Source organism: Nocardia neocaledoniensis, assembly GCF_003182135.1.
Lineage (GTDB): Bacteria > Actinomycetota > Actinomycetes > Mycobacteriales > Mycobacteriaceae > Nocardia > Nocardia neocaledoniensis.
This window is the reverse complement of record NZ_QGTL01000002.1, coordinates 502772-513119: the sequence shown is the minus strand read 5'-3', so window position 1 is coordinate 513119 and position 10348 is coordinate 502772. Positions and strand designations below refer to the sequence as shown.

Here is a 10348-nt window from a genome sequence, read left to right as displayed (position 1 = left end):
CCGCTCTCACCGGAGGTCCAGCACGGCCTTTCCGTTCAGGCCGCCCGCGAGCAGCGCGTCGATCGCCTGGTCCGCGTTGGTCCAGTCGCCGCGCCAGGTGATGCCCGGGTCGAGATCGCCGGCGGCCACACGCGCCGCCAGCCAGCTCAGATCGGGGCCGAGGCGCGCGCAGGAGAGCAGGAAGAACGTGGTGAGCGTGCGGTCGTGGCGGCCCTGGTCGCCGAACAGCGCACCGTACGGGAAGGTCTCGCCCTGCTCGGCCGCGTGGCCGACCGCTACCAGCGTGCCGCCCTCGCTGAGTCGCGTATATCCCTCGACCAGCATGGAACCGCCCACCATGTCGATGATTCCGTCGACCTCGGCGGACAGGTCGGCCGGGCCTGCGACGACCTCGTCGGCGCCCAGCGTGCGCAGTGCCGCGCCGCGACCCGCCGGGTCCGCGCTCGTCGCGATGACGTGCGCGCCGCCGCGCGCGGCCAGCTGGACGGCGTAGCGCCCGACGCCGCCGCTCGCCCCGATGATCAGCACGCGCCGCCCCAGGATCGGGCCGAGCCGATGCAGCGCGCGCAGCGCGGTCGCGCCTGCCACCGGGATCGTGCCGATGGCGCCGGGGTCGGCGCCCGCGGGCGCCACGCCGAGCAGATCGGTGTCCACCGCGCGCAGCCGCGCCCACCCGCCGCTCTCGCCGAGGGTGACCACCGGGGTGCCGACCGCGGGCCCCGATCCGTCGGCGGCGGCGCGCACCACGGTCCCCGCGGCGTCCCAGCCGAGAACCGCGCCGTCGGGCGCGCCCGCCAGGCCGAAGCGCACCTCGCCACTGTTGAGCGAGGTCGCCGACACCTCGACGAGGGCTTGATGGGGAGCCGGGACGGGGTCGGGCACCTCGCCGAGCCGTAGCCCGGAGGGGGTGGAGTGGTCGACGACCAGGGCACGCATGGACAACGCCTTTCAACGGAGGATCGCATCCAGAATGTGCCACTGAGTGGCAAATGATGTCAAGGGGCGAAAGCCGCCGAAGGGCATTGCCCGGTTAGACTGGCGACCATGGTTGATGTCGTGGCGCGTCCGCTGCCGTTGCGCGAACGCAAGAAGCAACGGACCAGGCAGGCGCTGATCGACACCGCGCTCGAGCTGTTCGCGGCGCGCGGATTCGAGCACACCACCCTCGACGAACTCTGCGATGCCGTCGAGGTCTCCAAGCGCACGTTCTTCCGCACCTTCACCAGCAAGGAAGACGTGGCCATGGCGCCGCTCCAGGACCTGTGGACGGCCTTTCTCGACGAACTCGCCAGCGCCGATCCCGGCGCGGGCACATTGCTGACCACGTTGCAGGACGCCGTGCTCGCGGTCGTGGCCCGCATGCCCGCCGAGGGCTGGGCCGAACGCGCCGTACTGAGTCACCGTCTCGCGCACGTCACGCCGTCGATGAGCGCGCACAATCTGCAGTTCTGCGACCGCACGGTCCGCGCCGCCCTCGAGCTGCTGCGCGAGCGTTACGACCTCGACCCCGCCACTGACCCGCGCCCCCGGCTGGCGCTCGACATCCTGATCGCCGCGTTCCATTGCGCCCTCGAAACATGGAGCGCGCGAAGCACTCCCGCCGATACCGCGACGCTCACCGCGGAGCTGCGCCACGCCTTCGCCGCGATCCCCGAGGCGCTCACCCTGACCCCGCGGGCGGCTCGCTGATCGGTCGGCGGACTCCGGCGGCACGGAATACGGAAGCGATCTGCCCCGGGCGGCTCAGTGTCTGCTGAGCACCCGGCCGCCACCGAAACCGCCGTGCTCCGGGCGGCGCCCCCTGGGAAGCGCACTTCGCGCGGGTGGCATGGCCGTTTCGGGGGTTGCGGCCGACTCGGGGCAGACGCTGTTCGGGGTGGTCAGACGTTTCGGAGCAGTCTGCGTAACCAGTCGGCCGCGCACTCCGGCGTGGCGGGGGCGATGTCGACGCGGTGGGCGGCGTACACCAGGTATCGGCCGTCGCCGGTGACATCTATCCAGGACAGGACGCCGGTGGGTGATTCGCTCGTGCCGGCCCCGACGAGGATCTGACCGATGCCGGTGCGCGCTCGTTGGAGCAGACGCCGGATACGAGCGGCGTCGGACGGTCCGGCGACTGGCGCTGTGACCAGGTCGCGGCTGTCCTCGCGCACCCTGTCCGCGAGCGCGGACAGCCGGTCACCCGTGCCGGGCGGGTGCGCGGGTAGCCGCGAGAACACCTGGGCGGCGAAGCGTTTCGTGCTGCCGACCTGGACGTGCACGGCGCCGCCGCGGTCCTCGGCGCTGCCCGGTTCCTGGACCGCGAGCACGGCCACGTCACCGGTGACGGCGCCGAGAATCCGGACCGGCGCGGGGGCTCGGCCGCTCACCTCCACGCGGATCTCCGGCTTGGCGAGTACCCGCAAGGCCGCCGACAGGTCGGCGTCGAGCACCCGCGCGCACCAGGCGTCGAGCGCGGGTTGCTTGGCGGCGCGTTCGGCGGTGTCGCGGGCCGAGGCGCGGACCGCGAGCGGATACGGGATCCGGTCGCCGTCGGTGCGCGCCCAGGCCAGCGCGAACTGATCCGGGGTGAGGTGCCAGTTCACTCCCGGCCGGTCCACTCACCGAGCACGGCGGGGCTGGTCGGCTCCATCTTGCCGATCAGGGCGTTCACCTCGTCGGCGGGCTCGAGGTACGTCGGCTCCTCGTCGAGGTAGCGCAGGAAGTCGTCATCGTCGTCTTCCTCGTCCTCGTCCTGCCTGGGCTGCGGACGCGGTCCACCGGGCGGCCTGGTGTGGTCGGCAGCCACCATCGCGCCGCCCATCATCCCGCCGATCGCCCCGGCACTCATCCCCGCCGCGGCCTCCCCGCTCGCCCCGACCGCGTCCTGCCGACCTTCGGCGGAGGCCTGTGCGGTCTCCGTGCCGGAAGTCGCGCTGCTCGTCGCGGCCCCGGTCAGCGGTCCCGGGGAGGACCCGGTCGCCGCGGATTGCGTTGCCGCACCGGCTGCCCCGCTGCCGCCGGCGTCACCGCTGTGGTTGCCGCCGCCGGCCTCAGGGTGGCCGTTGTCGCTGAAGTGGCCGCTGCCGTCCGCATCGTCGCCGGTGTTGCTGTTGCCGGCACCCGTGCCTTCGGTGTCGGCGCCGTACCCCACGGAACCGCCGGTCGCGGTGGTCGACGTGTTGTCACGGCGGCGGCGTGTGTCGGTCGCGGCGAGGTATCCAGGGGGAGCGGTCGTCGCGGCGTGGACGCCGGACACGCTCGCCGGAGCGGTGACGCTCGGAGTCGCGCCGCCGGTGAGCACCTGTGCGGGTGCTGTTGTCGCCTGTCCACTCCCCGTGGCCGCGTATGTCGTTGCCGCCGAGATGGTTCCGTTGACCTGCGCGCTCGCCGCGGTGATGGCGTCGACGGTGGCGTCGACCTCGACAGCGGTATCGGCGCCGACCAGGACATCGGCCGCGGCGACGACGCCCTCCGTCGCGCCGGCGCCGGTCGCCGCCGGGCTCGCGGCGCTCGCCGAGAATCCGAGGCCTGCGACGGGTACCTCCGCACCCCCTGGCCCCGACGTGACGTCCGGGAACGCCGGCACGCCCGACCCCGTCGGTACGAAGGCCCCGGCGTAGATCGTCTCCATCGCCCGCACCGCGTCCAGCCGCGCGTTCTCGGCCTGCCGCACGATCGCGGCATTGGTCCCGGCCTGCTCGGAATCGATGAGGGCGGCCGACGGATCGGGTTGTGCCGCCGCGGGTTCGGCGACGGCGGCGCGGACCGATTCGGCCGCGTCGCCCGCCTGGCACAGGCGCACGCCGACCGCGGTCAGCACATCGGCGATCTTCCTGCCCGCCTGCTCGAAGTCGCGGACCGCGTCGACGGCCTGCTGGGCGGCGGCGCCGCGCCAGCCGTCGGCGATGGCGGCCCTGATCTCGCCGTGCGCGTTCTCCACCTCGTCCCCGAGCCCGGTGGACGTGGACAGGAACAGCTGACCCGCGTTGCTCAGCGCCGCCGGATCGAGCTGACGGACGGCCTGATAGATCTCGGTGTGCGAGAGATTGTCGAAGACCTCGATGACGGGCACGTAGTCGGGATCGGTGCCTGGCGTGCGGCCGGAGATGCTACGCATGGCTCTCACCCGGCACTTCGAGCTTGGCGACCGAGTCGGACAGCGCCCGGTCGCCTTCCTGATACGCCGCGCCCGCCGCGCGGAACACCGCGGCCAGTTCGCGCGCGGTGCTCGCGTAGGCGCGCAGCTGCGTCAGCGCGTCGGCCGCCTTGCCCTCGAAGCCGGTGCGCAGCGCGGCGCCGGAGGGGAGCCCGCCGAAGCCGGGAATGACCTCGGTGGCGCCGAGGGCCGCCAGCTGGGCGTCCACCGCGTCGGCGAGGCGCTCGTAGCGCTGGGCGCAGCGTTCCGGCGCGCCGTCGGCGACCAGCAGGCCGTCGATCCACAGCCCGCCCTCGTCCACGGCCTGGCCGAGCGCGGCCGTATTCGGCAGTCCTGTTCGATTCGGTTGCACCGGTTCCCCCTTCATCGTTCATCGCACCGCGGCGACGACCCACTCCGCGATATCGACAGCCACCCGCTGCTGTACCGGTTCGTGCAACAGGTCGTGCCCGGCGTCGGCGTACTCGCGCAAATCTACCGATCCGTGCCGCGCTGTCCATAGCCGGATCACATCGATGGGCGCCCGCCGATCGTCGACGCCGTGCACCGCGAGCACCGGCAATCGCGTGGGCGGCGCGAGCTCGGCGGCGCGGCGCGGCGTCCCGCAGACGACGAGTCCGCCCAGGTCATCGGGGTTCGCGGCGGCGACGGTGAGCGCGGTGACCGCGCCGAGTGAATGTCCCATCAGCACCGGTCTGGTTCCGGCGCCGACCTCGGCGAGCAGCCCGCGGGCGTCGGCGGCGAGTTCGTCGATGGTGCCCGGTGCGTCCGGGTCGCCCTCGCTCAGGCCCTGGCCCGCCGTGTCGAGCGTCCACAATTCGATCCGCGCCGTCCGCTCCAGCGCCGCGGCGAAGCGGTGGTAGTGCCCGCTGTGCTGACCCGTGCCCGGCAGCAGGACCACCGTGGCGGCCGCGGCGTCGACCGACCAACGCCGGTAGTGCAGCCGTCCACGGGCGCTGTCGAAGTAGGGCACCCTCCGATTATTACCGCTGGTCGAATCGTCCTGCGCGACAAGGGCACCACCTCGCGTGATCGTTGTGGTCGCGGCCAGACGGGACCCCCACGCATTCGGACAAACCACTACCCGGCGGTAGCCGTTAGACTTTCGCGCGTCGAGCCGGGTCAACAAGAGTCGAGGTCTTCCATGTCGTCGTTCCGCCGTTGCGTCGCCCACGTTGCCGTCGGCGCGGCCCTCGTCACCACCGCCGCCCTCGGCAACGGCACCGCGAACGCCGCCCCCGCCTCGAACTGCGGGCGCGCCGGCCAGGATGTCGCCATCCGCTCGAGCGTCCCGCTGCTGGACTGGTCGGAGAACTTCGGCATCGACGCCGATGGCGCCCTGTGGGTCTCGCGAGTCCTGCGCGGGGAGGTCCAGCGCTACGACCGCGACGGCAGACTGACAGCGACGGTGGAAGTGGCCGCCCCAGGCGCGGTCCGGCTCGGCCCCGACGGGCTGCTCTATGTCGTGACGGGGAATTCGCCGCTTGCGGGTTCGGGCGGCATCGTCCGCTTCGACCCGGCCGCCGCGAATCCGACGCCGACGCCGTTCGCCACCGGCTTCCCGCAACCCAACGGCGCCGCCTTCGACGCCGACGGCAACCTCTACGTGACCACCGCCAACGGCGTGCACCGCCTGCGCGCTGACGGCAGCGAGGACATGGACTGGTGGGCCGCGGTCTCGATCGACGGGCCCAACGGTGTTGTCGTCTCCGGTGATTCGGTCTACGTGACCGCCAACCACGTCGCGGGCGGTGGCGCACCGGTCGGCCGGGTGCTGCGCCTGTCCCGCTCGAATCCGGCCCAGGCCACCCCGATCGCCGACCTGACCTCGTTCGGCGCGCTGCCCGATTTCGTCGACGACCTCGTGGTGCGCGACGGCGACCTCTACGTCACCACGCTGGCCGGGCACCTCGTGCGCGTCGACCCGACCACCGGCGCTACCTGCACGGTGCTCGCCACCCAGCCACTGACCGCGGTCGTCGCCGATCCCACCGACTCGTCCGCGCTGCTCGCCGGTTCCGAGGAAGGCACCGTCCTGCGGATCCGCCCCGTCGGCTGATCGCTCAGGCGGTAGCCGGGCGGATCAGCCGCCGACGGTGACCGCGGACGGCGCGGGCGGGGGAGCCGGCTGCGAGGTCTGCGCGGGAGCGGGCGCCGGAGCCGGTGCGGGAGCGGGGGTTTCGGGTGCGGCCGCCTTCGGTGCGCCGCCGTTCGCCTCGCCGGAGCCGGGGTTGGCGGCCTGCGGTTCGGGCGCGGGCGGCGCGGCGGGCGCGGGCGCGGGCTCGACGGGCAGATCCGGGACGACGAACGTGCCGACGGTCGGCGTCATCACGCAGCGCGCGCCCGGGTAGTCGATCGTGCCCCACATCGAGGCGACCACGGTGCCGGCGCCGCTGTGCACGGTCTTCGACAGCGAGGGCGAACCGAACTCGGTCAGATCGTCGAGCGGGACGATGCCGCTCTGGCCGGTGTTCACGTTCACCCAGGCCACGTTCAGGCCGGAGGACAGCGCGAAACCGGTGTGCCGCGGGCTGGCGCTGAACCGGATGTCACCGGGGGTCAGGCTCGTCTCGGTGCGCGGGCCCGGACCCTCGAAGGTGGCGGCGGCGATGATCGTGGTGATCGGGCCGTTGCTGCCGCAGCCGAACGTGGGCGCGGCGTAGGAGAACGGGATGAACTGCGCCGAGATGTCGCGCAGGGTGTCGGAGCCGACCATCTTCGTGAAGCTGTCGAGCGCGCCGACGCCCGCCTTGGCGGCGGTGTCCTCGCCGGCGACGTGGGTCAGGTGGGTGATGGCGTCATCGATCGGGGCCGCGCTCGCGGACGGTGCCAGCAGTGCCAGCGCGCCCATGCTCGCCGCGGCGACCGCCGCTGCCCTGCCTGCGATGGATCTGCCGTTCACCCGTGACTCCTCGGTGGCTGCTCTCACGCCGGTGCCCCGGCCCGTCTGGGAAGGTACCAGGTCCGTGTCCGGGTCGCCGTGTCACCGGCTGGCGTGCCGTCGTTGGCACGGCGGCACGGACAAGTGTGATGTAGTCGACACTGCGGCTTACCCGGGGGTAAGTTTTTGTCGACGGCTACCAACCACGCTGGGAGACCCGGATGAAGATAGCCCTTTCCCCTGAAGAGGTCGCCTTCCGCGACGAGCTCCGGCATTTCTACACGACCGAGATCCCGGTCGAGATCCGTGACCGCGTGAGGTACGGACACGAGCTGTCCCGTGACGACATCGTCACCGCCAACAAGATCCTCAACGACCACGGCCTGGCCGTACCCAACTGGCCGGTGGCCTGGGGCGGCAAGGACTGGACGCCGATGCAGCGCCACCTGTGGCTCGACGAGATGCAGCTGGCCTCGGTGCCCGAGCCGCTCACCTTCAACGCCTCCATGGTCGGCCCGGTGATCGCCCAGTTCGGTTCCGAGGAGCTCAAACAGCGCTTCCTCCCGCCCACCGCCGCGCTCGACATCTGGTGGTGCCAGGGCTTCTCCGAGCCAGACGCCGGGTCCGACCTCGCCTCGCTGCGCACCACCGCGGTACGCGACGGCGATTCCTACATCGTCAACGGCCAGAAGATCTGGACCACCCTCGGCCAGTACGCCGACTGGATCTTCTGCCTGGTGCGCACCGACCCGAACGCGCCCAAGAAGCAGGCGGGCATCTCGTTCCTGCTGTTCGACGTGAAGTCGCCCGGTGTCACCATGCGCCCGATCAAGCTGATCGACGGCAGCTACGAGGTGAACGAGGTGTTCTTCGAGAACGTCCGGGTGCCCGCCGACCAGCTCGTCGGCGAGGAGAACCAGGGCTGGACCTACGCCAAGTTCCTGCTGGGCAACGAGCGCACCTCGATCACCGGCGTCGGCAAGACGAAGGTCAAGATCGGGCTCGCCAAGGACTACGCGCGCCAGACCAGGACGGGCCACGGCACCCTGATGGAGGACCCGGTCTTCGCCGCCAGGGTCGCCGAACTGGAGAACGAACTGCTCGCGCTGGAACTGACCCAGCTGCGCGTGGTCTCCAATTCCGCCGACGGCAAGCCGAATCCGGCCTCCTCGGTGCTCAAGCTCAAGGGCACCGAGCTACAGCAGGCGGCCACCGAACTGCTGCTCGAGATCGCGGGCGCCGACGCGCTCCCGGTCGAGGCCGACGGCATCGCCTCGCCCGGCTGGGCCCAGCACGCCGGACCCGGCTATCTGAACTATCGCAAGGTCACCATCTACGGAGGCTCGAGCGAGGTCCAGCGCTCGATCATTTCCTCCACGATCCTCGGATTGTGAGGCGCTGACATGGATCTCCAACTCACCGAAGAACAGACGATGCTGCGGGACACGGTGCGCGAACTGCTGCACCGGTCCTACGACGCCGAGGCGCTGACCAAGATCGGCGACACCGACCTCGGCTGGAACCGCACGGTCTGGAAGCAGCTGGCCGACCTCGGCGTGCTCGGCCTGACCATCGACGAGGACGACGGCGGGGTCGGCGCCGGTCCGGTCGAGGCGATGCTGGTGCAGGAGGAACTCGGCCGCGCCCTCGCCCCGGAACCGGTGCTCGACGCGGTGGTCGTCCCCGCCGAGCTGCTGCGCCTGGCAGGCAGCGCCGAGCAGCGCTCCCGGCTGCTGCCCGCGCTGGCCGCCGGGGAGACGTTGCTGGCCTTCGCCCACGACGAACCAGGGCAGCGCTGGCCGTCCACCGAGGTCACCACAGCCGCGAACGCCCAGGGCGACGGCTACGCGCTGAGCGGGGTGAAGAACCCCGTCCTGCGCGGCGACTGCGCCGACGAACTCATCGTCAGCGCGGTGCTGCCCGGCGGCGGGGTCGGCCTGCTGCTGGTCGATCCGAACGGCGCGGGCGTGCGCAAGACCACCTACCGGACCTTCGACGGCAGGCGCGCCGCGCAGTTCGAATTCGACGGCGCCACGGGCGAACTGCTCGGCGACACCGTCGACGCGGCCGAACAGATCGCGCTGGCCCAGGGGCACGCGCAGGTGGCGCTGTGCGCGGAGGCGGTGGGCGCGATGGAGGTCGCGTTGACCCTGACCGCCGAATACCTCAGGACCCGCAAGCAGTTCGGGGTCACGCTGTCGAAGTTCCAGACGCTCACCCAGCGCGCGGCCGACTGCTACGTCTCGCTCGAACTGGCCCGCAGCATGAGCCTTTTCGCGACGGCGGCGCTGGCCGACGGCGGCAACGATCCGGTGGTGGCCTCCCGCGCCCGGCTGCAGGTCGGGCGATCGGCCGACCACATCGGTCGCGAAGCGATCCAGATGCACGGCGGTATCGGCGTCACGGCCGAGTATCCGGTGAGCCACTACGTCGCCCGGTTGACCGCGATCGGGCAGACACTCGGCGGCGCGCTGGAGCATCGGCGGGTGCTGGCCGACCGCGTCGGCGAGTACGACCTGCCGGAGCTGTAGGACCGAGCGGTGATGGTGCGTGCCCCGCCGGGGTGCGCACCATCGCTGTGTCAGCCCGCGTCGACGGTGACGGCCGGTTCCGTGGTGGTGGGTTCGACCGGGGTGGTGGTGGTCGGGACGGCGCGGTCGTGGGATTGGGTTGTCGGCAGGTCCGGTTCGGTCGTCTCGGTGGTTTCCTCGACCTCGGGTTCGGTCGTGGGCCGGATGGTGCGCGGCGGGGTGGTGAACGTGGGCCGCGGCCGGGTGGTGGTGGGGCGCGGCGCGGTCGTCGTCGAGTGATCCTCGGTGGTCGTCTCCGGCGGGCGCGATTCGGTGGTGGCGGCCTCGGGCGGGGCGGACTCGGTCGACTCGCCCTCGGGCGGCCGCTCCGACGGGGAGGTCTCGGTGGAGCTGAGGCTGAACGGTTTCCGCGGCGACATGTACGGCGCGATCCGCCAGGTGGGTGACGGCGGGATCGGCACCCGGGTCGTGGTCGATGTCGTCTCGTCGGCGACCGGGCTCGGCGCGGCGGCGAGATTCGCCCGCAGGGGCGGTGGCGGGACGTAGACATCCTGCTGTCCCACACCGCAGGCGCCGATGACGATCAGACCGAGCGACACCGCGCCAACAGCGATTGCCGGACCTACGATCTTGGCCCTGCTGTCATCCATCGCGTGCACTCCTCGTCGACTTCGAGTCGCCTCACAGTAGTGCAGGAGTGGCGAAAGATAGCATTTTAAATGCTCATGAGTCAGATATCGGATTGATTTCGTCAGCGTGTCGCGGGGACGTGTCGCGCGCGATCGGCGTCGCCGAGTC

At 71.7% G+C, this 10348-nt stretch carries 11 protein-coding genes; 4 read left to right on the top strand and 7 right to left on the bottom strand.

Annotated elements, in window-relative coordinates:
- Positions 1 to 6 precede the first annotated feature (6 nt).
- A complete protein-coding gene (locus tag DFR69_RS06680; protein WP_110036537.1) occupies positions 7 to 936 on the bottom strand; it encodes a zinc-binding dehydrogenase in 930 nt (309 codons plus the stop codon).
- Positions 937 to 1044: 108 nt separating this feature from the next.
- Here DFR69_RS06680 and DFR69_RS06675 point away from each other — a divergent pair, with 108 nt between their 5' ends.
- The gene (locus DFR69_RS06675; RefSeq protein ID WP_110036536.1) at positions 1045 to 1689 is read left to right on the top strand and encodes a TetR/AcrR family transcriptional regulator; all 645 of its coding nucleotides are present in this window, start codon (positions 1045 to 1047) and stop codon (positions 1687 to 1689) included.
- 191 nt (positions 1690 to 1880) lie between these two features.
- On the opposite strand, the gene DFR69_RS06670 is transcribed toward DFR69_RS06675, so the two are convergent.
- The 4 genes from DFR69_RS06670 to DFR69_RS06655 are packed head-to-tail and all read right to left on the bottom strand — an operon-like array spanning position 1881 to position 5111.
- Positions 1881 to 2585 (bottom strand): ESX secretion-associated protein EspG, encoded by a 705-nt coding sequence (locus tag DFR69_RS06670; protein ID WP_110036869.1) that lies wholly within the window; start codon positions 2583 to 2585, stop codon positions 1881 to 1883.
- A complete protein-coding gene (locus tag DFR69_RS06665; RefSeq protein ID WP_110036535.1) occupies positions 2582 to 4099 on the bottom strand; it encodes a WXG100 family type VII secretion target in 1518 nt (505 codons plus the stop codon). The genes DFR69_RS06670 and DFR69_RS06665 overlap by 4 nt, the downstream gene beginning before the upstream one ends.
- A complete protein-coding gene (locus DFR69_RS06660; RefSeq protein ID WP_244198117.1) occupies positions 4092 to 4490 on the bottom strand; it encodes a hypothetical protein in 399 nt (132 codons plus the stop codon). The genes DFR69_RS06665 and DFR69_RS06660 overlap by 8 nt, the downstream gene beginning before the upstream one ends.
- Before the next feature lie 18 nt (positions 4491 to 4508).
- Positions 4509 to 5111: an alpha/beta hydrolase gene (locus tag DFR69_RS06655; RefSeq protein WP_110036534.1), complete on the bottom strand. Its 603-nt coding sequence runs from the start codon at positions 5109 to 5111 to the stop codon at positions 4509 to 4511.
- 171 nt (positions 5112 to 5282) lie between these two features.
- On the opposite strand from DFR69_RS06655, the gene DFR69_RS06650 reads away from it, so the two are divergent.
- A complete protein-coding gene (locus tag DFR69_RS06650) occupies positions 5283 to 6197 on the top strand; it encodes a Vgb family protein (RefSeq protein ID WP_110036533.1) in 915 nt (304 codons plus the stop codon).
- A 24-nt stretch (positions 6198 to 6221) separates the two neighbouring features.
- Here the strand turns inward: DFR69_RS06650 and DFR69_RS06645 are convergent, their stop codons facing one another.
- Positions 6222 to 7040, bottom strand: a complete 819-nt coding sequence (locus DFR69_RS06645; RefSeq protein WP_110036532.1) for a hypothetical protein — start codon at positions 7038 to 7040, stop codon at positions 6222 to 6224.
- 200 nt (positions 7041 to 7240) lie between these two features.
- On the opposite strand from DFR69_RS06645, the gene DFR69_RS06640 reads away from it, so the two are divergent.
- Complete coding sequence (locus DFR69_RS06640; RefSeq protein ID WP_110036531.1) at positions 7241 to 8413, top strand: acyl-CoA dehydrogenase family protein; 1173 nt, start codon at positions 7241 to 7243, stop codon at positions 8411 to 8413.
- Between the two features lie 9 nt (positions 8414 to 8422).
- Positions 8423 to 9550, top strand: coding sequence for an acyl-CoA dehydrogenase family protein (locus DFR69_RS06635; protein ID WP_110036530.1), 1128 nt, complete (start codon positions 8423 to 8425; stop codon positions 9548 to 9550).
- Positions 9551 to 9600: 50 nt separating this feature from the next.
- On the opposite strand, the gene DFR69_RS06630 is transcribed toward DFR69_RS06635, so the two are convergent.
- Positions 9601 to 10200, bottom strand: coding sequence for a hypothetical protein (locus tag DFR69_RS06630; RefSeq protein ID WP_146229207.1), 600 nt, complete (start codon positions 10198 to 10200; stop codon positions 9601 to 9603).
- Positions 10201 to 10348: the final 148 nt, after the last annotated feature.

What these genes read in the sequence shown, in the direction of transcription:
- DFR69_RS06680 (WP_110036537.1), bottom strand. Translation starts at nt 936, where the DNA reads ATGCGTGCCCTGGTCGTCGACCACTCCACCCCCTCCGGGCTACGGCTC.
- DFR69_RS06675 (WP_110036536.1), top strand. Translation starts at nt 1,045, where the DNA reads ATGGTTGATGTCGTGGCGCGTCCGCTGCCGTTGCGCGAACGCAAGAAG.
- DFR69_RS06665 (WP_110036535.1), bottom strand. Translation starts at nt 4,099, where the DNA reads ATGCGTAGCATCTCCGGCCGCACGCCAGGCACCGATCCCGACTACGTG.
- DFR69_RS06650 (WP_110036533.1), top strand. Translation starts at nt 5,283, where the DNA reads ATGTCGTCGTTCCGCCGTTGCGTCGCCCACGTTGCCGTCGGCGCGGCC.
- DFR69_RS06640 (WP_110036531.1), top strand. Translation starts at nt 7,241, where the DNA reads ATGAAGATAGCCCTTTCCCCTGAAGAGGTCGCCTTCCGCGACGAGCTC.
- DFR69_RS06635 (WP_110036530.1), top strand. Translation starts at nt 8,423, where the DNA reads ATGGATCTCCAACTCACCGAAGAACAGACGATGCTGCGGGACACGGTG.
- DFR69_RS06630 (WP_146229207.1), bottom strand. Translation starts at nt 10,200, where the DNA reads ATGGATGACAGCAGGGCCAAGATCGTAGGTCCGGCAATCGCTGTTGGC.